Below are 25,852 nucleotides of genomic sequence, written 5' to 3' on the forward strand. Positions count from 1 at the left end.
ATTAGGTATTTTTATCCTAATACTACTAATTTCTTCTCCCATCCAGACTTTACTGTCGGTTCTGGAATTTCACCAGATCAGCTTGCGCTCACGGACTTCTAGTAAACTAGTCACCGCCGGTTGGGACTTTCACCCGACCCCGAAGAAATATTTAATTCATGACTTAATATTAACACTAATGAAAACGGTTGTCAATGATAAAAAATAAAAACTATCACAAAATATGAAATATACAATGTGATAGTTTTATTTAATTTATTATAAGAATTGTGCTAAACAAACGATAAGGATAATAATTGGAAGTACATATCTTAGTAAGAATAACCATACTTTGAATAATGCTAGGCTAGATTTTTTATTTTTGTCGATGTGTAATTGTTCTAAAGCTACTTTTTTATCAAGTACATATCCTGTGAATATTGATAAAGCAAGACAACCAAGTGGCATTAGAATATTAGAAACTAAGAAATCCATTAAATCAAAAACTGTTTTTCCAAATATTAATGTATTAGATAATGAACCGTAAGATAGGGCAGAAGGAATTCCAACGATAAAAGTTAAGATTCCGATAATGATACTAAATTTAGTACGATTAGTATTTCTTTGATTAGTGATATTTCCTACATTAATTTCTAACATAACTACTGATGAAGTAATAGTAGCGAATAAGAATAATATTAAGAACAAGATGTAGAAGATTTTACCAAATGCCATATTATTGAATAATTGAGGTAGCACGATGAATAATAAACTTGGTCCACCTTCAGACTCCATACCGAATGAACTCATTGCAGGGAAGATTGCAAGACCAGCCATTACTGAAACAGCGATGTTCATTAATACAACTGAGATACCAGATTGAACAAGATTAGTTCTTCTATCAAGGTAAGAAGCATATGTAAGCATAGCTGTAACCCCGATTGATAGTGCGAAGAATGATTGTCCTAGTGCGAATAATATTCCAGAACTAGTGATTTTAGTGAAATCTGGTTTTAAGAAATAAGTTACTCCGCTCAACGCATTAGGTAATGTTAATGATCTAGCGATAATTACTAAGAAGATAATGAATAATAGTGGCATCATGATTTTTGATGCTTTTTCAATACCTTTTTGAACACCACGAGATACTATATAAATATTCAATAAGATGAATAGTGCTTGAGCACCTAATGCAATCCAAGTGTTAGAAATAATACTAGTGAAAAGTGTTGCGTGATCAGTAGTAGCGTGGATGCCAAGTGCATCCGCGATTGAAATACCAAGATATACTAAGATCCATCCACCGATAACACTGTAGAATGATAGTAAGATAAATAGTGCGAATCCACCGATATAACCAATAACATTGTATTTTTTATTTTTTCCTAATTTACCAAAAGTTCTAATTGCTGATACTCCCGCACCACGGCCTAGTACGAATTCAGCTAGAAGAAGTGGTAAACCAATTAATAATGTAAAGATAAGGAAGACCAGTAAGAATCCACCTCCACCATTAGCTGCGGTCATATACGGGAACTTCCATACTGCACCTAGTCCTATTGCAGAACCAGCAGAGGCAAGTATGAATCCTATTTTAGAACTCCATTTTGAATTATCTGACATAAATTTTTCCTCCTAAATTTGATGTTAAAAATAAGTAAAAGCTATTTAGAAAATACTAAATAGCTTTTTAGAAATATATATTATTATACTCAAAGACCATTTAGTATTTTTACCAATGGCCGAAAACAAACTTAACTAGCCATTGTAGACATCGTTGCACTTATATCTACAATGCTATGAGATATAAGTGCTGCTAAAATGGCACAAAAAAGTATTCTCTTTTACTAGTTAAAATTGTGTTTTTCATAATTGAGTAGCTCCTTTTTATAATTGTTGATAAAATCTTAACATTTATCTGAAAATTTGTCAATTATTTTTTTGTAATCTTTATGAAAAAAATGAAATAGGTATTAAATTTTCAATTGTAAGTAGAATCATTATTCTATGAATTAATGTTAATTTATGAAAGTGGTTTTAATTGATAAAAAATATCGAATAGGGGATAAGTTAAATAATTAATATGATTAAAATTTTTATTATAAAAAGTTAAAGAAAGCTTAATATAATAAGGAAAGTTGAAGTTAAATGAATTTTAATTATAATTATTATTTAAAAAATTGTAAAAAAACCTTTAAAAATTTACGTAAAGTGTTGCATTGAATTTTGATATATGTTAATATTGTAACTATATGAATTTAATGCATAAATTAATGTATTTATAGAAAATTTAGGAGGAAGTTTAATAATGAACAAAAATGTTAAAAAATTAGTAGCAGCTACAGTAGTTGCTGGATTAGCAGTAGCACCAGTAGCAGCTCAAACAACTACAACAGTAGCACAAGCTGCTGAACAAGCTCAATCAAAACACGTTGTAGCTAAATTCGTACAAAACGCACAAGGTAACTTCGTACAAGTTACTGCAACTCAAGATGTACAAGATGCAAAAGTTACAATCTCAGTTGACGGGAAAGGTCAACACGTAGTAAACGTTGGAAACCTTAAAAAAGGTGAAACTAAATTAGTACCTTTCAACGTTGATGCTAAAAAAGTAGGAAACGGATTTGCTCCAAAAGCATTACCAAAAACTGCTGCAGTAACTGATCACGTAACAATCTCAAAAACTATCAACTCTCACTTAGTAAGAGCAACAGTTTCTTACAAATATGAAGATGGTAAAGCAGCTGTTAAACCTGAAGGTAAACCAGGAAACAATGATGGAAATGGTAAAAAAGAAGAAGGTAAACCAGGAGATCGTCCAAGATTTGATGAATTAGTAGCTGGAGGAGAAAAACCAACTCCAACACCAGCACCAGGAAATGATGTGAAACCAGGACCAGCTCCGGCTCCAACACCAACTCCAGAACCACAACCAGCACCAACTCCGGAACTAAAACCTACTCCAACACCAGCACCAGGTGAAGGATCAACTACGAAACAAGAAAGACCAAAGTATAAAACAACAATTGGTCACGACGCTGACGAGTTCCACTTCTAAAACTTGATTGATAATCTAATTATTATTCCAATCTAACATAGATATTTCAAAAATGGATGTAATCCTTAATTTAGGATTGCATCCATTTTCTTTTAATATCTTTTATTACACAGAAAACAGACTCTAGAACTCTAGAATCTGTTTTTCTTTATTTTATTCGTTATCTAATTGCATGTAAACAACCTGAGTAGTTAAGTATTCTTCTAAACCGTGTTTACCGTCTGCTCCACCGATACCAGATTTACGACGTCCAGCGTGGAATCCTTGCATTGCTTCGAAGTTTTCACGGTTGATATATGTTTCACCGAATTTTAGGCCATTAACTGCTTTGAATGCAGTGTTTAGATTAGTAGTATAAACTGATGAAGTTAACCCGTATTCTGAATCATTAGCGTATTCTAATACTTCTTCTAAAGTTTTGAATGTAGCAATTGGAATTACAGGTCCGAATGTTTCTTCTTTCATGATGTTCATTTCGTTAGTTACGTCTGTTAAAACAGTTGGTCCAAAGAAGTATCCAACTTGATTTTCATCGCGAGTTCCACCGTAAGATAGAGTAGCACCTTGTTTAACTGCATAAGCAACTTTTTCTGCAACTGTATCTAAAGCACGTTTTTCAATAAGTGGTCCATAATCTACGCCACCGTCTTTATTTGGATCACCGAATTTAACTTTGTCAAGTTCTGCGAATAATAATTTTTCGAATTCAGCTTTAACATCTTCGTGTACATAAACTCTTTCTGCACAGTTACATACTTGTCCAGAGTTAATTACACGTGAAGCTACGATTGCTTTTGCAGCAAGATTTAAGTCAGCATCTTTAAATACGATAGCTGGTGCTTTTCCTCCAAGCTCTAGAGAAACATTAGTAATATTTTCAGCTGCGGCTTTCATAACTTCTTGTCCAGCTGTTAAGCTACCTGTTAAGCTTACTAATCCAACTTTAGGGTTAGAAGCTAATCTATTTCCAACTACAGATCCACGACCGTGAACAATGTTTAGGATACCTTTAGGTAGGCCTACTTCTACACAGATTTCAGCGAAAATATCTGCGTTAATTGGTGTTAATTGGCTTGGCTTTAATACGATTGTATTCCCTGTAAGTAAAGCTGGTGCAGCTTTTCTAGCGATTAAGAAGAATGGGAAGTTCCAAGGTAAGATACCAGTAGTTACTCCGTGAGGGCGTTTGAATAGGAAGATGTGTTCATCTTTTCTATCACTTTGAATAATTTCTCCCTCATATCTTCTAGCCCACTCAGCCATGTAATCTAAGTAATCTGCAGTGAATAATACTTCAACTTTAGCTAAATCGAAAGTTTTACCACCTTCGTTAACAATAGTTTGTGTTATTTCTGGTTCGCGTTCACGAATACGATCCGCAATTTTTCTCAGGTATGCTCCTCTTTCAACAGCTGGTAATTTCTCCCAATCAAGTTGTGCAACTTCTGCGATATCGATAGCGCGGTCTACATCTTCTCTAGTTGAAGAAGGAACTTTTGCGATAACTTCTTCTGTTGATGGATTTAGCACGTCAAGATAATCATAATTTGAATTATTTTCGAATTCCCCATTGATAAAATTTTTTAAAACTTTAACTTCACTCATAGTTTAGTTCTCCTTTTTCTTTTTCGGTAAGTAAACGTTACCATTTCTTGCTAACATTATATATTATGAAAAAGTATAAATCAAGTGTTTTGTTTAAGTTTTTGATATATATTTATATATTTAAAGATTAAATTTGATAATTTTAATAAAAAAATTGTATATGTATATTTTCAAAAAATAGTATTAATTAATGAGAGGAGAGAAAAATCAAAAAAATATAAATATCTGTAATATAGCAAATAAAACGCATACAATAAAGAAGGGTGTTATTGGTGTACAAAAATTAAATTTTTGTACTTGTTACAGATTAATGTTAAATTTAATATTTAATACATTAAGTAATTAAAGTAAATAATAAGAAAAAATTTTCTCGAGCAAAATTATTTCCATATTCAATATGTTTAGTGGTATAATCTTAGGTAAGAAACAATTAGGAGGTTCATTAATGAAACAGAATATAGGAGTTATTGGTTTATCAGTAATGGGAAGCAACTTAGCTTTAAATATCGCGGACAATGGATTTAAGGTTGCGGTATTTAATAGAACAACAACAGTTGTGGATAAAATGCTAGAGGAGCACCCACACAAAAATGTAGTAGGAAGATATTCTCTACAAGAGCTAATTGACGGTCTAGAAAAACCTAGAAAAGTTGTTTTAATGGTTAAAGCTGGGTTTGCTGTTGACAGTTTAATAGAACAATTAACACCTCTACTAGAAAAAGGTGATATTATTATCGATGGAGGAAACTCATTCTTCAAAGATACTCAAAGAAGATACGACTTATTATTAGAAAAAGGAATCAACTACTTCGGTGTTGGTGTATCAGGAGGAGAAGAAGGTGCAAGATTTGGTCCTGCTTTAATGCCTGGTGGAGATGAAAAAGCATATGAAGAAATTCGTCCGATTTTAGAAGCTATTGCTGCTAAAGTGAATGGCGTTCCTTGCTGTAGCTACACTTCAACTGGTGGAGCAGGTCACTATGTGAAAATGGTCCACAATGGTATTGAGTATGGAGATATGCAATTAATCTCTGAAGCATACAAAGTTCTTAAACACCTAGGTGGATTTACTAACGAAGAATTACAAGAAACTTTTGAAGAGTGGAATAAAGGTGAACTAGAATCTTATCTAATTGAAATCACTGCAAATATCTTCAAAGTTAAAGAAGAAGACGGAAGCTACTTAGTAGATAAAATCTTAGATAAATCTCAACAAAAAGGTACAGGTAAATGGACTAACGAACAAGCTATTGACTTAGGAATTGATGTATCAGTTATTACAGCTGCTTTAAATGGAAGATATATGTCAAACCTTAAAGAAGAACGTGTTCGTGCTGAACAAGAATTCACTCGTAGACCTTATGCAGTTGTAGAAGATAAAGAAAGATTAAAAAATATTGTAAAAGATGCATTATTCATTTCAAAAATTGTATCTTATGCACAAGGATTTAAATTACTACAAGCTGCTGAAAAAGAATACAACTGGACTTTTGATTATTCACAAATTGCTAAAATTTTCCGTGGTGGATGTATTATTCAAGCGAAAATTTTACAAAACATTATCGAAGCATACCAAAATAATTCAAAATTAGAAAACTTAATCTTTGATCCATTCTTCAAAGAAGTAATCGAAACAAGACAAGATAGTTTACGTGAAGTTGCTACATTAGCAATTACTAATAGATTACCACTAAGTGCTATGACATCTGCAATTTCATACTTAGATATCTACACTACAGCGAACAGTGGTGCTAACTTAATTCAAGCACAACGTGACTATTTTGGAGCACATACTTTTGAAAGAACTGATAAAGAAGGAAGTTATCACTATGACTGGGTTGGAAACAATGGAAAATAAAACAGCTATAACACTTTTTGGGGGTACAGGAGACTTAACTTATAGAAAACTGTTACCTGCATTATATAACTTAAACGCATTAGGTAAATTAGCCGATGATTTTAAGATTGTTGTGATAGGTCGTAGAGGATACACACAATCAGATTATATTGATATTGCTCGTACGTGGGTTAAAGAATACGCTCGTACAAAATTTGACGATGCACAATTTGATGCGTATGCTAAGAGAATTATTTACTTCAAAATGGATATGACAAATGAAGATGATTATGAAATGCTGCAAAACTTCTATGTTGAGCAAGATATTCAAAATCATGTATACTACTTTGCAGTAGCTCCTACGTTCTTTATTACTATTACGAATGGACTTAAAAAACATTGTTCTGAAAATAATGCGAAGGTTATTATTGAGAAACCATTCGGAGAAGATTTAGAAAAAGCTGGATTATTAAATGATGAGCTTGCTAAATTCTTCGATGAAAATGAAATTTATCATATCGACCATTATTTAGGTAAAGAGATGATTCAAAACATTCTTTCTTTACGTTTTGAAAATATAATCTTCAAAGGTATTTGGAATAAAGACTTTATCGAAAATGTTCAAATTACAGCTGCTGAGACAGTAGGTGTAGGAACAAGAGCTAGTTACTACGATAAAAGTGGTGCTTTAAAAGATATGGTTCAAAACCATTTATTACAAGTATTATCACTTGTAGCGATGGAAGAACCTAAAGAAGAGGGAAGCCGTGGTATTCACGAAAGTCAATATAACCTTCTTGCTTCACTTAAACCAATTGAGGATGTTCACGAAAGTCTAGTAATGGGACAATATGAAGGGTATCTACAAGAGGAAAACATCCCTGCTGACTCTAAGACAGAAACTTACGCAGCGTTAAAATTATTTGTAGATAATGAGCGTTGGGAAGGTGTACCATTCTTTATAAGAACTGGTAAAAAACTAGAGAAAAGAGAAACTCAAGTAGTAGTTCAATTTACAGCTGTTGGATCATCTCCGGGTAATGTATTAATAATAAAAATTCAACCTGAAGAAGGTGTGTATTTCCAATTTAATGCTAAAAAACCAGGAGCAGAGCAAGAATTACAACCTATCTCTTTAGACTTCTGTCAAAGTTGTATATTAGAAAATATTATAAATACTCCAGAAGCGTATGAAAGATTATTAGATGCTTGCTTCAGAGAAGATAGAGCACTGTTCTCACAATGGAACCAAATCGTAGCTTCTTGGACGTTTGTTAATGAACTAATTGCTAAATATGAAGAACAAGGTTCTCCATTATATACTTATGAACAAGGTTCAAAAGGGCCTAAAGAAGCTGACGAACTTGTTAATTGGGTTAAATAAATAATTAAATGTATTGTGTGAGTAAAATCATGCAATACATTTTTTTAGTTTTAGATATTATTTAGTAGGGTTGCAAAGTTTACGATAACGGATAAGTGTAGTATAATTAAAAGATATAAAAATAATAAAGATTTTGAAAAGGAGCAATTAATGAGACTTTTAGATTCAATGTTAGAATATAACGAATATTTTGTAAAATTTGAAGAATATCAAAAATATAAAACTGAGGATAAATACCCGGCTAAAAGAGTTGTAATGTTTACATGCATGGATACGAGATTAGTTGAACTTTCAACAAAATCTTTAAACTTGTCTTCTGGGGATGTAAAAGTAGTAAAAAATGCTGGAGCAATATTAACGCATCCATATGGTTCGATTATGAGGAGTTTGATAATAGCAGTTTATATGCTTAAGGCTGACGAAATTATCGTTATGGGGCATCATGATTGTGGTATGCAAAATATTGATACTAGTTTAATTATGGAAAAAATGCAGAGTAGAGGTGTAGGTAAGGAAACTATAGATATTCTGCAGTATTCAGGCCTTGATTTGAGTTCATGGTTACATGGATTTGATGATGTTAATGAGAGTGTGGCCCATGACGTAAATATGATAACAAAACATCCATTGATTCCAAAAGATGTTCCTGTTCATGGGTTAGTTATTAATCCTGAAAATGGAAAAGTAGACTTAGTTGTAAATGGATATGAAAATCTAAGAAATTAGGGGGGAACGCGAGTTGAAAAAAATATTAATACTAAATACAGGTGGAACTATCTCAATGAGTGAGGACCAGAAAACTGGGAAAGTTGCCCCAACTGATAGTAACCCGATAGGTGCTGGTGGAAACATATTTTCTTATATTGGAGATTTGTATGTAGAAGATTTATATCATCTTGCTTCTCCTCAAATAACAGAACGTGAAATGTTAGGTATAAAAAATAGAATTGAAGAAGCTGTGAAAGAGGGCTATGAAGGTGTAGTAGTTACTCATGGAACAGATACACTAGAAGAGACGGCTTATTATTTAGAGTTGACATTAGATATAAACATTCCTGTTGTCGTAACAGGTGCTATGAGATCAAGTAATGAAATAGGTGCAGATGGACTAGCTAATCTTAGAAGCTCTTTAGTAGTTGCTGTTGATGATGAGAGTAGGGATAAAGGTGTATTAGTAGTTATGAATGATGAGGTTCATACTGCAACATATGTTACAAAGACACATACTACTAATGTAGCGACATTCCAGACACCAACATTTGGTCCGATAGGTCTGGTATCTAAAAATAATGTTATATATTTCCAAAAATTGATTAAAGAGGAACATTATAAGGTAAATACTACTGAAAAGAAAGTATATTTACTAAAAGCGTATGCTGGTATGGATGAGAAGTTGATTAATGCTGTATGTGATTTAGGTGCGGATGGTTTAGTTATAGAAGCTTTAGGAGCTGGGAATCTACCGCCAAAAACTGTTTCTTCTGTTAGAAACTGTATCGAAAAGAATATACCTGTAGTTTTTGTTTCTCGTGCATTTAATGGAGTTACTCAAGATGTTTATGACTATGAAGGTGGAGGAAAAAGATTCCAACAAGATGGAGTTATTTTCACAACAGGCTTGAGTGGTCAGAAGGCCAGAGTAAAATTAATGATTTTATTGGAAGCGGGTATATCATTTGAAAAACTAGGAAAACTATTTTAATAATTGTTTTAATTACTATACTATATTTTTATAAGGTTGAATAATTTTTATAATTATGGTAGTATATTAAATGATTAAAATTAGGAAAGAGGTGTAAAATTGAAATTTAAATATCACAAGTCGTATCGCGGTTTTTATCTACTTGATGAAAACAAATTTAAACGACCATACCAAAAATTAGATCAAGAGAAAACATTAAAAAACTTAGGTAATAAAACTGAGTTTAATAAAAATGAAATAATAGAAATAGAAGATAAGTTAGTAGTCTTTTTTGAAAAAAATGCTGAACAATCTACAAAACAAAATAATACAAAAAAACAAAAGAATTCAAAAAAAATTGAGGGAATTGATTTTGAAGTACTAGAGTTAAAATATAAAACTCCAAAGCTTCTGTTGAAAAAATTATATAGTATTATTTCGGAAAATTCTAATAAAGCAGGACGCGACTTAGAGTCAGTTTTATCAGTAATAGAAAATATTACGCTTGCTGATAGTTTATTCTCATCAAAAGTTAAGAAAATATTCTATTATAGTGATAAAGAATTGGAGAGTCTATTAACTAGATATAATTTTGACGATATTAATGTTGCTGACTTGAAAAAAGATATAGAAGTGAATTACCCTAGTCAATACATCTCTAATTTGCCGATAGATTATAAAGAATATGAAATGATTTTCGTATTTTACTTTATAATACTAATTGAATTACTAACAATTTTAAAATAAAAAATGGATTTTTTGATTAAAATCTTCCTAAAGACTTGATTTTTTGTTAAGTCTTTGCTATAATTTTAATCAGAAAGTTTATTTTTTTAGAATAAGTTGGTCGAAAAACGACCTAACTGGACATTAATTGTCCACAGGATAAATTTTCAATTTTACAGGGGAAACTTAAGATGGATATTTTACATTTGTTACATATGCAAAGTAGACTCGTTCCTGAAATGTTTATGAAATTTAATAATAGATACGAACTACTAGTTGTTATTAAGGTTAATCAACCAGTAGGTAGAAAAACACTGTTGAATTTCATTAATATGACAGAAAGACAATTACGTACGGAATGTGAAGTTTTATCCAAGTTAGGATTGATAACCAAAAAAGCTACAGGGATGAGTGTTACAGAAAAAGGAGAAATGCTTCTTTTGGAAATAAAGGAATCGGTAATAAACGATGCGTTTGTTAAAGAGAGAAGTTTTATTAAGAATCATTTTTCTATAAAACAAGTTCATATAGTTGCGGGTGATTTCATAAATAATGAAGCCACTAGGGAAGAAATGACAAGCCTACTTCTGGATAAGGTTAATGCTAAAATAACTAAAGATTGCGTAATTGGAGTCAGCGGAGGAAGTACGATGTACTACATAGCCGGCAAAGCTAATGCAACATTTGGTTATGGAAAAAATGTTACTATAACCCCAATTAGAGGTGGATTATCTGTGGTAGATACAGAATATCAAGCTAACGATATTGCCTCTAAAATGGCAAAAAATTCTGGACATGCTTATCAATTACTACATGCACCAGATAATATAGGAGAAAAAGCATTAGAAGAACTCGTGAAAGAGCCAGTTGTAAAAAATGCACTTGATGTTATAGGAAAAACATCCATAATAATCCATAGTATAGGAAATGCTTTTGAAATGGCGGAGAGACGAAAGTCATCAAAAGAAATTTTAGAAGTATTACATGAGAAAAAAGCCGTTAGTGAATCATTCGGAAGTTATTTCGATGAAAACGGCAATGAAATATTTAAAACCTCTACTATAGGTATGAGTTTTAAAGATGTTAATGGCATTAATAATGTCTTTACGATAGTTGGTGGAGACGCAAAAGCTGATGCGGTATACAGTTACTTAAATACTAATCCAGCGAATGCAACACTGATTATTGACGAGGCTATTTGCAAAAAAATAATAAAAAAAGTTAATAAAAATTTTTAGGAGGAACTAAAAAATGACAGTAAAAGTAGCAATTAACGGATTTGGACGTATCGGACGTCTAGCATTAAGAAGAATCCAAAACGTAGAAGGGATCGAAGTAGTAGCAATTAACGACTTAACACCAGTTGCTCAACTAGTTCACTTATTAAAATACGATACAACTCAAGGTCGTTTTGACGGAGAAGTATCAGCAGCAGAAGGAAGCATCGTAGTAAACGGTAAAGAAATCAAAGCTTTCGCTAATCCAAACCCAGCTGAATTACCATGGGGAGAATTAGGAGTAGACGTAGTATTAGAATGTACTGGTTTCTTCACTTCTAAAGAAAAAGCTGAAGCTCACATTAAAGCAGGAGCTAAAAAAGTTGTAATCTCTGCTCCAGGTGGAAACGACGTTAAAACTGTAGTTTACAACGTAAACCACGAAATCTTAGATGGAACTGAAACAGTTATCTCTGGTGCTTCATGTACTACAAACTGTTTAGCTCCAATGGCTAAAGCATTACACGATAACTTCACAGTAGTTGAAGGATTAATGACAACTATCCACGGATACACTGGTGACCAAAACACACTAGACGCTCCACACCCTAAAGGAGACTTACGTCGTGCTCGTGCTGCAGCTGTTAACATCGTACCTAACACAACTGGTGCTGCTAAAGCAATCGGACTAGTAATCCCAGAATTAAGCGGTAAATTAGATGGAGCTGCTCAACGTGTACCTGTACCAACAGGATCATTAACTGAATTAGTAGCAGTAGTAGAAAAAACTGTTACAGCTGAAGAAGTTAACGCTGCTATGGAAGCTGCTTCTAACGAATCATTCGGTTACAACGTAGACCCAATCGTATCTTCTGATATCGTAGGAATTTCTTACGGATCATTATTCGATGCAACTCAAACAAAAGTTATCACTGTTGGTGACAAACAATTAGTTAAAGTTGTATCTTGGTACGACAACGAAATGTCTTACACTGCTCAATTAGTAAGAACATTAAAATACTTTGCAGGATTAATCAAATAATCTAATTAGGTAATAAATAAGAGTAGATAAGGGGCTTTCCCAAAAGTCCTAAAACTTAACAAAGTTCATATGAGAGCACATAAACGCAGTGGTTTATTGATATCTAAATTCGCTTTGTAAAAGCTCTTTAGATATCTAATAAACTTTGCGGGGGTGACTCGACAAAATCGATTTCTATGAAATCACGATTTTTGAGTCACTCCCTTGTCTCATATATTCCAAAAATATTTAAAAGGAGCTTTCCATGAAGAAATCTATTAAAGACTTAGGTAACTTACAAGGGAAAACTGTCTTAATGCGTGTTGATTTCAACGTGCCTTTAAAAGATGGTGTAATTACAAACGATAATCGTATTACTGCAGCATTACCAACTATTGAGTATGCTTTAAATCAAGGAGCTAAAGTAGTAGCGTTCTCTCACTTAGGACGTGTTAAAGAAGAAGCTGATAAAGCTTCGAAAAGCTTAGCGCCAGTTGCTAAAAGATTATCAGAACTATTAGGTAAAGAAGTAAAATTCGTACCTGAAACTCGCGGAGCTGAATTAGAAGCAGCGGTTAAAGGATTAAATGAAGGTGAAATCTTAATGTTCGAAAATACTCGTTTCGAAGATGTAGATGGTAAAAAAGAATCTAAAAATGATCCAGAACTTGCTAAATATTGGGCTTCTCTAGGTGATGTATATGTAAACGATGCATTCGGTACAGCTCACCGTGCTCACGCTTCAAACGTAGGTATTGCATCTAACATTGGTGAAGGAAACTCTGCTTCTGGATTCCTAGTAGATAAAGAAATTAAATTTATCGGTGGAGCAGTAGATAACCCAGAAAGACCACTTGTTGCAATCTTAGGTGGAGCAAAAGTTTCTGATAAAATTGCAGTAATTGAAAACTTATTAGACAAAGCTGATAAAGTAATCATCGGTGGAGGTATGGCTTATACTTTCATGAAAGCACAAGGTAAAGAAATAGGAATTTCACTTTGTGAAGATGATAAAGTTGAATACGCTCGTGAACTTATGGCAAAAGCAGGTGATAAATTAGTATTACCAATCGATACAGTTGTAGCTAAAGAGTTCTCAAATGATGCGCCTAGCCGTGTTGCTGAAGGTGATATTCAGCCTGATGAAGAAGGATTAGATATCGGTCCTAAATCTGTTGAATTATTCAAAAATACTCTTGAGGGAGCGAAAACTGTAATTTGGAACGGACCAATGGGTGTGTTCGAAATGCCAAACTTTGCAAAAGGTACAATTGGTGTATGTGAAGCTATCGCTCACCTAGAAGGTGCTACTACTATTATCGGTGGTGGAGATAGTGCGACAGCAGCTATTTCTTTAGGATATGCAGAGAAATTCTCACACATTTCTACAGGTGGGGGAGCTTCTCTAGAATACCTAGAAGGAAAAGTATTACCAGGAATTGATTCATTATCAAATAAATAATTTTTAAAACTCAAGGAGAGTAACATTATGTCAAGATTACCATTTATCGCAGGAAACTGGAAAATGAACAAAAACCCAGAAGAAACTAAAGCTTTCGTTGAAGCAATCGCTGGGAAATTACCATCAGCTGACAAAGTTGAAGCTGGTATTGCAGCTCCAGCTGTAGACCTAAGTGCATTACTTAGCGCTGCTGAAGGAACAGGATTAAGAGTTGCAGCTCAAAACTGTTACTTTGAAAATTCAGGAGCATACACTGGTGAAACTTCACCAAAAGTATTAGCTGAAATGGGAGTAAATTATGTAGTAATCGGTCACTCAGAACGTCGTGAATATTTCCACGAAACAGATGAAGATATTAACAAAAAAGCAAAAGCTATCTTTGCAAATGGATTATTACCAATCATCTGCTGTGGTGAAACACTTGAAACTTATGAAGCAGGAAAAGCTGCTGAATTCGTAGGAGCTCAAGTAAAAGGAGCTTTAGCTGATTTAACAGCTGAACAAGTAGCATCATCAGTTATCGCTTATGAACCAATTTGGGCTATCGGAACTGGAAAATCAGCTACTAAAGAAGATGCACAAAAAATGTGTAAAGCTGTTCGTGATGTAGTTGAAGGACTATACGGAAAAGAAGTTGCTGAAAAAGTTCGTATCCAATACGGTGGTTCAGTAAAACCTGAAAACGTAAAAGAATACCTATCATGCCCAGACGTAGATGGAGCATTAGTAGGTGGAGCTGCTTTACAACCAGAATCATTCTTAGCTCTTTTAGAAGGCGGAAAATTAGATTAGGTTTAGCAATTTTTAAAAAATTGTAGTATAATAGAAATATAAATTAAACAACAAGGAGAAAATTAATGTTAGCAAAAACATTTGATATTATCGCAGAAGTATATGCAAGAGAAGTTTTAGATTCACGTGGTAATCCAACTGTAGAAGTTGAAGTAACAACTGAATCAGGAGCGTTTGGACGCGCACTAGTACCATCAGGAGCATCAACTGGACAATACGAAGCAGTTGAATTACGTGATGGAGACAAAGGTCGTTACTTAGGTAAAGGTGTAACTAAAGCTGTAACTAACGTTAATGAAGAAATTGCACCATTATTAGAAGGTAAATTCGACGTATTTGATCAAGTAGGAATTGACTACGCTATGATCGAATTAGATGGAACTGAAAACAAAGGTCGTCTAGGAGCTAACGCTATCTTAGGTGTATCTTTAGCAGTAGCACACGCTGCAGCTGATTCTTTAGGAGTACCTCTATACAGATACTTAGGAGGAACAAACTCTAAAGAATTACCAACTCCAATGATGAATATCGTAAACGGTGGATCTCACTCAGATGCTCCAATCGCATTCCAAGAGTTCATGATCTTACCTGTAGGAGCACCTACATTTAAAGAAGCTTTACGTTGGGGAGCTGAAGTATTCCACAACTTAGCTAAATTATTACACAACCGTGGATTATCTACTGCAGTAGGTGACGAAGGTGGATTCGCTCCAACATTCGAAGGAACTGAAGATGCAGTTGAAACTATTCTAGCTGCAATTAAAGCTGCTGGATTAGAACCAGGTAAAGACGTATTCTTAGGATTTGACTGTGCGTCATCTGAATTCTACGAAAACGGAGTTTACAACTACGCTAAATTTGAAGGTGAAGGTGGAGCAGTTCGTACTTCAGCAGAGCAAGTTGATTACTTAGAAGAATTAGTAAATAAATACCCAATCATCACTATCGAAGATGGTATGGATGAAAACGACTGGGAAGGATGGAAATTACTTACAGACCGTATCGGTGACCGTGTACAATTAGTAGGAGACGATTTATTCGTAACTAATACTAAGAAATTATCACAAGGTATCGAACAAGGTGTTGGTAACTCAATCCTAATCAAAGTTAACCAAATCGGTACTTTAACTGAAACTCTAAACGCTATCGAAATGGCTAAACGTGCTCGTTACACAGCTGTTATTTCTCACCGTTCTGGAGAAACTGAAGATTCAACAATCTCAGATATCGCAGTTGCTACTAACGCTGGACAAATCAAAACAGGTTCTCTTAGCCGTACAGACCGTATTGCTAAATACAACCAATTATTACGTATTGAAGATGAATTAGATGCAACAGCTGAATACCCAGGAGCTAAAGCATTCTACAACATCAAACGCTAATTAGAATTTTTTTAAAAAGGTAGGAGTCTATGACTCTTGCCTTTTTTTGTTGTTCTATAAAATATAAAGTGAAACTATTTATTTTTAAAATTAAATTAAAACAATAAAAGTTGCTATTAATTAGTCATAATATACAAGATAACTTCTTAAGTTATGATTAATTAATAGTTTTATTTTATAACAGTATATATATACTTAATATGATACAGATAGGTAAATGAAAATGAATATCAATGAAAATGAAAGTTGTACTATTACATTTTTATTTTTTTCTAGTTTATATTTGTTTTTTTAGAAATTTATAATAAACATATTTTGATAAATTTTAAATAACTTAGAAGGCTATAAAGTATTGTTATATTAGTATTTTCGGATGGTGAAGATTAAATATAAAATATATTTTTTGGTTTTTTTATGAAAAATTAAAATAAGTATATTACTTATTATTGTGTTTTTTAATGAAAATATCATGTTATACCTCCTTTATGAGTTAAATATTTTATTGATTTGAAGAGAATTCTGTTATATAATGTATTTGAAGTATTAATCATCTATTATTACTTTGTCTTTTAATAACAGGTTTCTTGTAGATGTATACAACATATTTAGTTATCTTAAGCAAATAAATTTTTTATTGTAAGGTGTAAAAAAATGGAATTAAGAAGAAAGTCCTTAAAATTAATGGGATCTCATATAGATATTCTTATTTTTGATAGCGTTGATGCTGAAAATATTTTAGATGATGCTGTAGAAATGTTAAAGATGTATGAACACAGATTTAGCGCAAACGATGACAGTTCTGAATTAATGGAAGTTAATCATAATGCAGGTATCAAAGCAGTCAAAGTCCATCCGGATTTATTTGATTTGATTAAGATAGGAAAGGTTCATAGTTGTGCTAAAAATAGTTTTTTAAATATTGCTATTGGCCCAATTGTGCAAATATGGAGAATAGGGTTTAAAGATGTAAAAGTTCCAACGAAACAAGAAATTGATGATTTATTAGAAATAACTGATCCTAATCAAATAATTCTAAATAATGAAGAGCAATCTGTATATCTTGCCAAAAAAGGAATGGCTATTAATTTAGGTGCCTTAGCGAAAGGATATATTGCGGATCTTATGATTGAATATTTGAAAAAAAGAGGAGTAGATGCAGGATTGATTAATCTAGGTGGTAATGTATTAACTTTTGGTGATGCTAAGCATAATCAAGATTTAATGTGGCGCATAGGTATACAGAATCCGGTTGAACCAAGAGGAAATCATTTATTTACGATAGGAATAAAAAATCAATCAGTAGTAACTTCTGGTATTTATGAACGTAATCATACAGAAAATGGAAAAACTTACCATCATATTCTAAATCCAAAAACAGGTTATCCCGTCGAGACGAATGTAGCCGGGTTGTCTATAATCTCTAAAAACTCTGTAGATGGAGAAATTTGGACAACAAGATTATTTGGGAAAAATATCCAAGATATTATGGATGAAACAAATAGTTTACCTGACATAGAATGCGTTGTAGTAACAACTGAAGGTAAAGTCTATTATACAAGCGGAGTGCTAGATAAAATAATATGTTAAATAACAATATCTTGAAGAATACTGAGTATATTATTAAGTTAAGGAGGCTCTATTAAAGTGGCTGAAGAAAAAAACAAAAAAAATGTTAAAAAAACAAGACAAGAAAATCTAGATACAAATAAAGTAGATAGTAAAAAAAATGAGAGAGGAAACAAAAACATGGTAAAATTAATTGGTCTAGTTGGAACAAACTCTAAAAAATCTACAAACCGCCAACTTTTACAATATATTAAAAAACACTTTGCAGGAAAAGCTGATATTGAGTTAGTTGAAATTAAAGATCTTCCTTTATTCAACAAACCAGCTAATAAAGAATTACCTGAAGGAGTTAAGGAAATTGCAGCTAAAATTGAAGCAGCTGACGGGGTTATCATCAGTTCACCTGAGTATGACCATGCAGTACCTGCATCATTAATGAGTGCAATTGCTTGGTTATCTTATGGAATTCACCCATTACTTGACAAACCAGTAATGTTAACAGGAGCTTCATACGGAACATTAGGATCATCTCGTGCACAAGCTCACCTTCGTCAAATGATGGATTCACCAGAAGTTAAAGCACGTGTAATGCCAAGTTCTGAGTTCTTATTAGGACATTCTTTACAAGCTTTCGACGAAGTTGGAGATATCTCTAACCCAGAAACTGTAGCGAAATTAGATAGTTTATTTGCTGATTTCTTATTATTCATCAAAATTACTGAGAAATTAATTAATGCACATAAATTAGCTGAAAAAGAAATTGAAAACTTCTCTTGGGAAGATTTAAAATAGGATAGGAGTGTAGACACATGAAATTAGTAGGAATCGTAGGTTCAAACGCGGAGATTTCTTATAACCGCAAATTAATGGAATTTATAGCAAAAGAATATAAAGATTTATTCACTTTAGAATTATTAGACATTACTAACTTACCAATGTTTAACCAAGATGAAGATCATTCAAGAGAAAACAAAGATTTATTAGTAATGAACCGTAAAATTTTACAAGCTGATGGTGTTATCATCGCTACACCTGAGCACAACCACACAATTACTGCATCACTTAAGAGTGCTTTAGAGTGGTTATCATTTGAATTACACCCACTTGAAAATAAACCAGTAATGGTACTTGGTGCTTCTTACTATGATCAAGGATCATCTCGTGCTCAATTACACTTACGTCAAATCTTAGACGCACCAGGTGTTAACGCAATCGTATTCCCTGGTAACGAGTTCCTTTTAGGAAAAGCTAAAGAAGCTTTCGATGCTGAAGGTAACTTAAAAGATGACCGTACAGTAGGTTACTTACGTACATGTTTAACTAAATTCGTTAAATTTGCTACAGTAGCGCAATCATTAGCAGAAAGAAAACCAACACCGCCAGAAGACTTAACAGCTAGTGGAAAATGTGATACAACAATTGAAGGTGTTGATGGAAATGCTGATGACTGGTATGAAAAAGCAGCTGAAAAAGTTAACGCTGTATCTGGAGATACATATGTTAAACTTGATCGTGGTATCTTAACAGTAGACCAACTTAACTACTTCTTAAACTCTATGCCAATGGAATTAACTTATGCAGACAGCAATAACCAATTCTTATACTACAACTACCACAAAGAAGATTACGAAATGCTTGCAAAACGTCGTCCAGTACAAGTTGGATGTTCATTAGCAAATGTTCACCCAGAGCACCCAGAGAGAATACATAAGAGTGTAAACTGGTTAGTAGGATTACTACGTTCAGGACAAATTGATGTATTCCGTACACACGTTCCAACTCATGGACCAGATAAATATGTTGTGCACAACTACCAAGCTATGTACGACAAAAATGGTAAATATGCAGGTATCAACGAGTACATCTTAGACTTCAAACCAATCGTAGATTGGTACTTAAAACAAACAGGTCAATCATTAGTTAAAAATGGAGTACCTGTAGGTCACGGATATGCAGCAGCACCAGCTCCCGCAGCGGCAGACGCAACAAGTGGAGCTTCTGATGCAGGTCATGGTGGAGCAGCACCAGCAGCGCCAGCACCAGCAGCAGATGCAACAAGTGGAGCTTCAGCATAATAAAATAGAAAAAATTATAAAAGGCTTAAGTGTTATTCTTAAGTCTTTTTTATTTCTAGAGCAAATTTAGAGAATATTAGGAAATATTAAGTTATAATATTAAATAAGTACACATTAGTGTAAAATGATATTTACTGAATACGGAGAGTATTGTATGAATAAAAATAATGTTTTATCTAAGTTATTTCATAGGTATTTTATTGTTGCTTTAAATGGAATGGCCTTAGGGTTGTTTTGTACTTTAATTATTGGCTTAATTATTAAGCAGATAGCCATAAATCTGAGTGGGAGTTTATCAAGTTTCTTACTTGTTATAGCGAGTATTGCAATGGCATTAACAGGTCCAGTTATTGGTATAGGTGTTGCTCATGCCCTTAAAGCTCCTAAGTTAGTAATTTTAGCTTCAGGAGTAGTCGGATTTTTAGGTGCATTCGGATCGAATCTAGGTACTAATAATTTGCTAGATCAAGGTAAATTGATAATTAGTGGTTCTGGAGATCCATTAGGAGCTTTCATAGCTGTAGTTATAGCTGCGGAAATAGGTAGACTTATTTCTGGGAAAACCAAAATAGATATTATTATCACTCCATTTGTAACAATAATCATAGGGGGAATAATTTCTTATCTAACAGGTCCATATTTAATAAAAGGGATGAAAATTCTTGGTACATTTATAAGAGAAGCAACGGAATTACAGCCGTTTATTATGGGAGTAGTTGTTTCTGTTGTTATGGGGATAATTTTAACATTACCTATAAGTTCTGCGGCATTATCTATTATACTTGGATTATCGGGTATCGCTGCAGGTGCATCTACTGTGGGATGTGCAGCTCAAATGGTTGGCTTTGCAGTGATAAGTTTTAAAGCTAATCGTTGGAATGGATTGCTTGCTCAAGGATTAGGTACATCTATGTTGCAAGTTCCTAATATTATGAGAAAACCAGTAATTTGGATTCCGCCAATAATAGCGAGTGCTATCTTGGGTCCAATAGCAACGATTATTTTTAGAATGGAAAATAATCCAGCTGGTGGTGGAATGGGAACGTCAGGGCTAGTAGGACAACTTATGACATGGCAAACAATGTCATCTTATACAGCTCATTCAGTGCTATTAATTGAAATATTGTTACTACACTTCATATTACCTGCGATTATTTCATATGGAGTATATTACTATATGGAGAAAAAAGGCTTTGTTAAAGCTGATGATTATAAATTAGATTTATAAGAAATTAAGAACTAGCTATAGAAAAATATAGTTAGTTCTTTTTTATTTTTGTATTTATAATTTTTGTAAAGATAAAAGGTAATCGAGTGTATATATGGAACTAGAATGGTATTTGTAATAGGAAATAATATGTATTTTTCTAATGAATACTCTCAAAACATGGTCAAAGCGAAAAAAAGAAGCCCTGTTACTGATGTAATAGGGCTTTTAAGCTTCTTCTTATTAACGTACTTCTTTAATACGAGCAGCTTTACCACGTAAGTTACGTAGGTAGTATAATTTAGCACGTCTAACTTTACCTTTACGTACAACTTCAATTTTTTCAACTTTTGGAGTGTGAACAGGGAATGTTCTTTCAACACCAACACCGTTTGAAATTTTACGTACAGTATAAGTAGCAGAGATTCCTCCACCACGACGTTTGATAACTACTCCTTCGAATTGTTGGATACGCTCACGTCCACCTTCAACGATACGAACGTGTACTCTTACTGTATCCCCAGCTTTAAATTCAGGAATGTCTGATCTTAATTGCGATTTAGTGATCGCTTCAATGATTTTGCTCATTATTCTTTCTCCTTTTTTTACAAAATGTTCATTACTAATGCTTGATTAACAGAGGAACATCGTAATTTAATGTTTTCACATCTTGACTATTATAACATTATTTCAAGTAAATATCAATAGAAAACTTAATAAAATTTATTATAAAAGAGCTTTTTCCCAAGTTTCTTCTTTAAATCCTAGAAGAAGAATATCATTTTTCAAATCAAATGCTAAAGGACGTTTAATTAACATACCATTTTCATGAAGTAATGTTAAAGCTTCCTCAAGAGAAAGAGTCTCTAACTTGTCTTTTAATCCAAGTTCTTTATAAACTAGCCCACTAGTGTTGAATAATTTCTTTAATGGTAGATCGAATGTCTTAATAATCTTTTTAAATTCTGCTACTGTTGGTGTTTTTTCTTTAACATTGAAATATGTTGCTTCAATGTTGTTTTCTGTTAAAAGTTTTTTTGCTTTTCTACATGTCGAGCATGTTGGGTATTCGTAAATAGTTAGCATATAATCTCCTCAATAATTTTATGTAAATTCTAAATAATTATTGATATTATAATATTTATTTTTATTAGTGTAAAGAAATCTGTTTAGGATTTAGTGTATATGAAAAGCGTTTAGATTAATTGAACAAATAAGTTGTGATATAATTAACTTATAGAAATAAAGGAGAAATACTATGCAAAAAATAATTGTAAAAGATGTTTCTAAAATATATGGAGAAAATAGTAATAAAGTTATAGCGAATGACGCCATTAGTTTTGATATTAATGAAGGAGAATTTGTTGTAATTTTAGGTCCAAGTGGAGCAGGAAAGAGTACACTTCTTAATATTATAGGTGGAATGGATAATGCGAGTAAGGGGTCTATTAATATTTTTGGAAAAGAGATTGTTGGTTTAAGTGAAGCAGAACTAACGAGATATAGAAGAGAAGATATAGGTTTTGTTTTTCAATTTTATAATTTAATTCCGAACTTAACAGTTTTGGAGAATGTTGAATTAGCTGGGCAAATAGTAAAACAACCAAAAAAGGCAACTGAAATATTAAAGTTAGTAGGATTAGAACATAGAATGGATAATTTCCCTTCGCAAATCTCTGGTGGAGAACAACAGCGTGTTGCTATAGCGAGGGCGATAGCTAAGAACCCAAAACTATTACTTTGTGATGAACCAACTGGAGCATTAGATTATAAGACGGGAAAAAACATCTTAAATATCCTAAAAGACTATAGTGTGGATGAGAAAAAAACTGTAGTTATTATTACTCATAATAGTTCTATAGCTGAAGCTGCAGACAAGGTAATAGAAATATACGATGCTAAAGTGAAAAAAGTAACACAAAATATTAATCCTAAAAGTATTGATGAAATAGAGTGGTAGTGTTATGAGAGCAATAAATAGAGATATATTAAGAGAAATATCAAAAACAAAGTCGAAGTTTATATCGATAATGATAATAATGTTTCTGGGAGTTTTTATCTTTGTAGGTTTAAAAGAAACATCACCTGCTATGGTGAATACCTATAATAAGTACATAGAACGCCATAAGATGTATGATTTACGAGTAAGTCATAATTTTGGAATCAATGAAGAGGATATGAAAATTATAAATACTCTGGATAATATTGATTTAAGTGAGAGTTATTTTATAAAAAAACTACAGATAAGTAATAGTAATGACTTTGTAAATGTTGAATCTTTACCCGAAAAATTAGTTTTACCTAAGGTAACCGAAGGTACTTTACCTAATAATGACGGAGAAATAGCTTTAGTTGAGTCTCTTCAAAGTAGTTATAAAATTGGAGATGAGATTTCATTTATTTCTGATAAAAGTGAAAGTAATACTTTAAAACACAATAAGTTTAAAGTGGTTGGTTTTGTTCAAGGAGCAGATCATATTGAGGTTTCTAATAATAATTTAGCTAATAAAGATTATTTTGGATATGTAAAAAGAGATGTTTTTAAATTTGAAAATGTAAGTGGAGTAAATATAAAGCTTAAAAATATTAACTATAAGTATAGTGATAAAGATTATATTATAGAAGTTAATAAGACTAGAGATAGTCTGATAGAAAAATTAAAAACTCAGCAGAAAATTGATGAGAAAAATTATTTAGATAAAAATAATAAAAAATTAAATGAAAATGAAAAAGTAATAAATCAAGCACAAGAACAACTTAATAGCGTTAAAACAAAACTTGAATTACTAAAAAATGTAGACAATAAAAGTTATAATGAACAATTAGAAAAACTGAACAAAGCTCAAAAAGAGATTGATGATAATAAAAAGCAACTAAATGTTGGAAAAGCCAGTCTTTCGGAAGAAAGTTATCCTAGATTCTCAGTAGAAAATATTAGAGGTTTAAAAAACTATGCTCAATTTATAGATTCTGCGAGTAGTTTAACCTTTGTTGCGAATGTTTTTTCAATATTCTTATTCGTTGTATCGATTTTGGTTTCACTTACTACTTTAACTAGAATGATAGATGAAAACAGAATAAACATAGGTACTCTTAAATCGCTAGGATACAGTAATTATCAAATTTCTAGAAAATACTTTGTATATGGTGGGTTATCTACCTTGATAGGTACGATATTAGGAATTATCGGAGCGTATTTAGTAATTGTGCCAATAATATATAATTCTTATGCAAGGTTTTTCACTTTTAATACACCGGAGATCGTATACACACCGAGTATACTTATCGCAGCTTTTGTTATTTCACTAGGATGTGTAAGTTTAGCTATTTATATCCCGCTTAGAAGAAATTTAAGAGAAAAGAGTGCGTATTTGTTACGTCCTAAGGCCCCTAGTGGAGGAAGTAGGATATTTTTAGAAAGAATACCATTTATTTGGTCAAGGCTTAGCTTTTTAAGAAAGGTAACCTTTAGAAATATTTTTCGTTATAAAATTAGAATGTTAATGACAATTTTTGGAGTCGCAGGATGTCTAACTCTTATGTTTATAGGTTTTGGTATTCGTTATGGGGTAATAAATATTTCTAATGAGCAATTCAAAGTAATTAATAAGGTAGATATTGCAGCTACTTATAATCCTTATATAGGCAATGAGAGTGTGGGAAAGCTTCAAAAAGATATTGATAATAATAAGAATGTTAAAGCTAGCACCAAAGTAAATATTCAACTTGCTACTTTCGAGAGTAATAATGAAATTGTTGATTCTGCACAGTTGATAACTGTAAATAAAGATGATTATAAAAATTATATTACATTAACTGATAATGATGATAAAGGAATCAACTTGCCAGTTGATGCAGCTGTAGTTAGTGAAAAACTGGCGTATTTACACAAATTGAATGTTGGAGATAGTTTCAATGTAATTGTAAACAATAAAGAATACATACTTACCGTTGGTAAAATTAATAAAAATTACTTTGGACATACAATATATATTAATAAAGACTATTATGAATCAGTATTCCAAAAACAATATAAGGATAATACGTTTTTAGTACAAACTACAGGAGGTAAGGAAACTGTAGAAAGTGTAGTAAGTAATTTAAATAATAATAGTGACATAGTGAATATAAGCGACAATTCTAAAATACAAGAAATACTTGATAATTTTATTAAAGGAATTGATATAATAGTAGCGGTCATGGTGATCTGTTCAGTTACCTTAGCACTTGTAGTATTATATAATTTAATAAACGTTAATGTATCTGAGAGAATTAGAGAATTATCAACGATAAAGGTTCTTGGTTTTTATCCAAGTGAAGTAACTATTTATGTATTTAGAGAAATCTTTTACTTAAGTGGGGTAGGTATTATTTTAGGTAATTACCTTGGTTACAAAATGTACTTGAAGATAATACTAGAACTCGCGGGTAGAGATATGATGTTTAGTAGTAAAGTACCTTTAGTAGTTTATTTATTAGCATCGGGTATAACAATATTGATTACTATAGTTGTAATGATAGTAATGCATAAAAAACTGAAAAAAGTAAACATGGTAGAAGCTCTTAAGGCAATAGAGTAGAATAGGAGAAAAAATGGCAATTATAATAAATGATGAAGCAAAACAATTATTAAAAGATAAAAATAAAAACTATATATTAGTATCACTATTTCAACAAGCTTGTTGAGGCGGAAGAGTAAATAAAGTTATCGGGGTTTCGATAGCAAGCAAATTCGATAAAGAATTATATTCAAAATATGTAGTTGATGGAATAGATGTGTATATTGACTATAGATTAAATATAGGAGAAAACGTAGAAATAGGTGTAGAGAAATTCCTATTTATGAAATATTTTAACCAA

General features: G+C 32.3%; 21 protein-coding genes and 1 riboswitch. Of the genes, 17 read left to right on the forward strand and 4 right to left on the reverse strand.

What is annotated here, in order from left to right; translation table 11 throughout:
- Positions 1-26: 26 nt before the first annotated feature.
- Positions 27-151: riboswitch (FMN riboswitch) on the reverse strand.
- A gap of 107 nt (positions 152-258) precedes the next feature.
- The gene (locus O3801_RS05605; protein ID WP_294683342.1) at positions 259-1,602 is read right to left on the reverse strand and encodes a sodium-dependent transporter; all 1,344 of its coding nucleotides are present in this window, start codon (positions 1,600-1,602) and stop codon (positions 259-261) included.
- 685 nt (positions 1,603-2,287) lie between these two features.
- On the opposite strand from O3801_RS05605, the gene O3801_RS05610 reads away from it, so the two are divergent.
- The gene (locus tag O3801_RS05610) at positions 2,288-3,037 is read left to right on the forward strand and encodes a hypothetical protein (RefSeq protein WP_294683343.1); all 750 of its coding nucleotides are present in this window, start codon (positions 2,288-2,290) and stop codon (positions 3,035-3,037) included.
- A gap of 153 nt (positions 3,038-3,190) precedes the next feature.
- Here the strand turns inward: O3801_RS05610 and aldA are convergent, their stop codons facing one another.
- On the reverse strand, positions 3,191-4,642 hold the full coding sequence (aldA, locus tag O3801_RS05615) for an aldehyde dehydrogenase (RefSeq protein WP_371454345.1): 1,452 nt from the start codon (positions 4,640-4,642) through the stop codon (positions 3,191-3,193).
- Between the two features lie 445 nt (positions 4,643-5,087).
- On the opposite strand from aldA, the gene gnd reads away from it, so the two are divergent.
- The 14 genes from gnd to O3801_RS05685 all read left to right on the forward strand — a co-directional run bounded on the left by gnd (position 5,088) and on the right by O3801_RS05685 (position 21,013).
- Positions 5,088-6,500, forward strand: a complete 1,413-nt coding sequence (gene gnd / locus O3801_RS05620; protein WP_371454346.1) for a decarboxylating NADP(+)-dependent phosphogluconate dehydrogenase — start codon at positions 5,088-5,090, stop codon at positions 6,498-6,500.
- Entirely contained in the window at positions 6,472-7,863 is a 1,392-nt protein-coding gene (gene zwf, locus O3801_RS05625; protein ID WP_371454347.1) for a glucose-6-phosphate dehydrogenase, read from the forward strand. The genes gnd and zwf overlap by 29 nt, the downstream gene beginning before the upstream one ends.
- Positions 7,864-8,013: 150 nt before the next feature.
- Entirely contained in the window at positions 8,014-8,589 is a 576-nt protein-coding gene (locus O3801_RS05630) for a beta-class carbonic anhydrase (RefSeq protein ID WP_371454348.1), read from the forward strand.
- 13 nt (positions 8,590-8,602) lie between these two features.
- The gene (locus O3801_RS05635) at positions 8,603-9,565 is read left to right on the forward strand and encodes an asparaginase (RefSeq protein WP_294683348.1); all 963 of its coding nucleotides are present in this window, start codon (positions 8,603-8,605) and stop codon (positions 9,563-9,565) included.
- A gap of 99 nt (positions 9,566-9,664) precedes the next feature.
- Complete coding sequence (locus tag O3801_RS05640; protein ID WP_294683349.1) at positions 9,665-10,291, forward strand: exonuclease SbcC; 627 nt, start codon at positions 9,665-9,667, stop codon at positions 10,289-10,291.
- A gap of 194 nt (positions 10,292-10,485) precedes the next feature.
- A complete protein-coding gene (locus tag O3801_RS05645) occupies positions 10,486-11,508 on the forward strand; it encodes a sugar-binding transcriptional regulator (RefSeq protein WP_371454349.1) in 1,023 nt (340 codons plus the stop codon).
- Positions 11,509-11,521: 13 nt separating this feature from the next.
- Positions 11,522-12,529 carry a type I glyceraldehyde-3-phosphate dehydrogenase gene (gap, locus tag O3801_RS05650; RefSeq protein ID WP_294683351.1) on the forward strand — a complete coding sequence of 336 codons (1,008 nt, stop codon included), beginning with the start codon at positions 11,522-11,524 and terminating at the stop codon, positions 12,527-12,529.
- Between the two features lie 244 nt (positions 12,530-12,773).
- The gene (locus O3801_RS05655; protein ID WP_294683352.1) at positions 12,774-13,970 is read left to right on the forward strand and encodes a phosphoglycerate kinase; all 1,197 of its coding nucleotides are present in this window, start codon (positions 12,774-12,776) and stop codon (positions 13,968-13,970) included.
- A 27-nt stretch (positions 13,971-13,997) separates the two neighbouring features.
- The gene (gene tpiA / locus O3801_RS05660; RefSeq protein ID WP_371454350.1) at positions 13,998-14,762 is read left to right on the forward strand and encodes a triose-phosphate isomerase; all 765 of its coding nucleotides are present in this window, start codon (positions 13,998-14,000) and stop codon (positions 14,760-14,762) included.
- A gap of 65 nt (positions 14,763-14,827) precedes the next feature.
- A complete protein-coding gene (gene eno / locus O3801_RS05665) occupies positions 14,828-16,144 on the forward strand; it encodes a phosphopyruvate hydratase (RefSeq protein ID WP_294683353.1) in 1,317 nt (438 codons plus the stop codon).
- Between the two features lie 651 nt (positions 16,145-16,795).
- Positions 16,796-17,731 (forward strand): FAD:protein FMN transferase, encoded by a 936-nt coding sequence (locus O3801_RS05670; RefSeq protein ID WP_294683354.1) that lies wholly within the window; start codon positions 16,796-16,798, stop codon positions 17,729-17,731.
- A gap of 57 nt (positions 17,732-17,788) precedes the next feature.
- Complete coding sequence (locus O3801_RS05675; RefSeq protein WP_371454351.1) at positions 17,789-18,502, forward strand: NADPH-dependent FMN reductase; 714 nt, start codon at positions 17,789-17,791, stop codon at positions 18,500-18,502.
- Positions 18,503-18,519: 17 nt separating this feature from the next.
- Positions 18,520-19,785 carry an NAD(P)H-dependent oxidoreductase gene (locus O3801_RS05680; protein ID WP_294683355.1) on the forward strand — a complete coding sequence of 422 codons (1,266 nt, stop codon included), beginning with the start codon at positions 18,520-18,522 and terminating at the stop codon, positions 19,783-19,785.
- 154 nt (positions 19,786-19,939) lie between these two features.
- A complete protein-coding gene (locus O3801_RS05685; protein ID WP_294683356.1) occupies positions 19,940-21,013 on the forward strand; it encodes a PTS sugar transporter subunit IIC in 1,074 nt (357 codons plus the stop codon).
- 222 nt (positions 21,014-21,235) lie between these two features.
- Here the strand turns inward: O3801_RS05685 and rplS are convergent, their stop codons facing one another.
- Positions 21,236-21,580 carry a 50S ribosomal protein L19 gene (gene rplS, locus O3801_RS05690; protein ID WP_004263065.1) on the reverse strand — a complete coding sequence of 115 codons (345 nt, stop codon included), beginning with the start codon at positions 21,578-21,580 and terminating at the stop codon, positions 21,236-21,238.
- Between the two features lie 138 nt (positions 21,581-21,718).
- Positions 21,719-22,078, reverse strand: a complete 360-nt coding sequence (locus O3801_RS05695) for an arsenate reductase family protein (protein WP_294683357.1) — start codon at positions 22,076-22,078, stop codon at positions 21,719-21,721.
- Positions 22,079-22,250: 172 nt separating this feature from the next.
- Here O3801_RS05695 and O3801_RS05700 point away from each other — a divergent pair, with 172 nt between their 5' ends.
- Both O3801_RS05700 and O3801_RS05705 read left to right on the forward strand, forming a co-directional pair.
- Positions 22,251-22,952 (forward strand): ABC transporter ATP-binding protein, encoded by a 702-nt coding sequence (locus O3801_RS05700; RefSeq protein WP_294683358.1) that lies wholly within the window; start codon positions 22,251-22,253, stop codon positions 22,950-22,952.
- Positions 22,953-23,031: 79 nt separating this feature from the next.
- Positions 23,032-25,572: an ABC transporter permease gene (locus O3801_RS05705; RefSeq protein WP_371454352.1), complete on the forward strand. Its 2,541-nt coding sequence runs from the start codon at positions 23,032-23,034 to the stop codon at positions 25,570-25,572.
- Positions 25,573-25,852: the final 280 nt, after the last annotated feature.

Origin of the sequence: Gemella sp. 27098_8_149 (assembly GCF_041433745.1) — a bacterium.
In the GTDB taxonomy this organism is placed as follows: domain Bacteria; phylum Bacillota; class Bacilli; order Staphylococcales; family Gemellaceae; genus Gemella.

Excerpts from the sequence above, each read along its gene's own strand:
- O3801_RS05605 (WP_294683342.1), bottom strand. The coding sequence starts at position 1,602 with ATGTCAGATAATTCAAAATGGAGTTCTAAAATAGGATTCATACTTGCC.
- O3801_RS05610 (WP_294683343.1), top strand. The coding sequence starts at position 2,288 with ATGAACAAAAATGTTAAAAAATTAGTAGCAGCTACAGTAGTTGCTGGA.
- aldA (WP_371454345.1), bottom strand. The coding sequence starts at position 4,642 with ATGAGTGAAGTTAAAGTTTTAAAAAATTTTATCAATGGGGAATTCGAA.
- gnd (WP_371454346.1), top strand. The coding sequence starts at position 5,088 with ATGAAACAGAATATAGGAGTTATTGGTTTATCAGTAATGGGAAGCAAC.
- zwf (WP_371454347.1), top strand. The coding sequence starts at position 6,472 with ATGACTGGGTTGGAAACAATGGAAAATAAAACAGCTATAACACTTTTT.
- O3801_RS05630 (WP_371454348.1), top strand. The coding sequence starts at position 8,014 with ATGAGACTTTTAGATTCAATGTTAGAATATAACGAATATTTTGTAAAA.
- O3801_RS05645 (WP_371454349.1), top strand. The coding sequence starts at position 10,486 with ATGCAAAGTAGACTCGTTCCTGAAATGTTTATGAAATTTAATAATAGA.
- gap (WP_294683351.1), top strand. The coding sequence starts at position 11,522 with ATGACAGTAAAAGTAGCAATTAACGGATTTGGACGTATCGGACGTCTA.
- O3801_RS05655 (WP_294683352.1), top strand. The coding sequence starts at position 12,774 with ATGAAGAAATCTATTAAAGACTTAGGTAACTTACAAGGGAAAACTGTC.
- tpiA (WP_371454350.1), top strand. The coding sequence starts at position 13,998 with ATGTCAAGATTACCATTTATCGCAGGAAACTGGAAAATGAACAAAAAC.
- eno (WP_294683353.1), top strand. The coding sequence starts at position 14,828 with ATGTTAGCAAAAACATTTGATATTATCGCAGAAGTATATGCAAGAGAA.
- O3801_RS05670 (WP_294683354.1), top strand. The coding sequence starts at position 16,796 with ATGGAATTAAGAAGAAAGTCCTTAAAATTAATGGGATCTCATATAGAT.
- O3801_RS05680 (WP_294683355.1), top strand. The coding sequence starts at position 18,520 with ATGAAATTAGTAGGAATCGTAGGTTCAAACGCGGAGATTTCTTATAAC.
- O3801_RS05685 (WP_294683356.1), top strand. The coding sequence starts at position 19,940 with ATGAATAAAAATAATGTTTTATCTAAGTTATTTCATAGGTATTTTATT.
- rplS (WP_004263065.1), bottom strand. The coding sequence starts at position 21,580 with ATGAGCAAAATCATTGAAGCGATCACTAAATCGCAATTAAGATCAGAC.
- O3801_RS05695 (WP_294683357.1), bottom strand. The coding sequence starts at position 22,078 with ATGCTAACTATTTACGAATACCCAACATGCTCGACATGTAGAAAAGCA.
- O3801_RS05700 (WP_294683358.1), top strand. The coding sequence starts at position 22,251 with ATGCAAAAAATAATTGTAAAAGATGTTTCTAAAATATATGGAGAAAAT.
- O3801_RS05705 (WP_371454352.1), top strand. The coding sequence starts at position 23,032 with ATGTTTCTGGGAGTTTTTATCTTTGTAGGTTTAAAAGAAACATCACCT.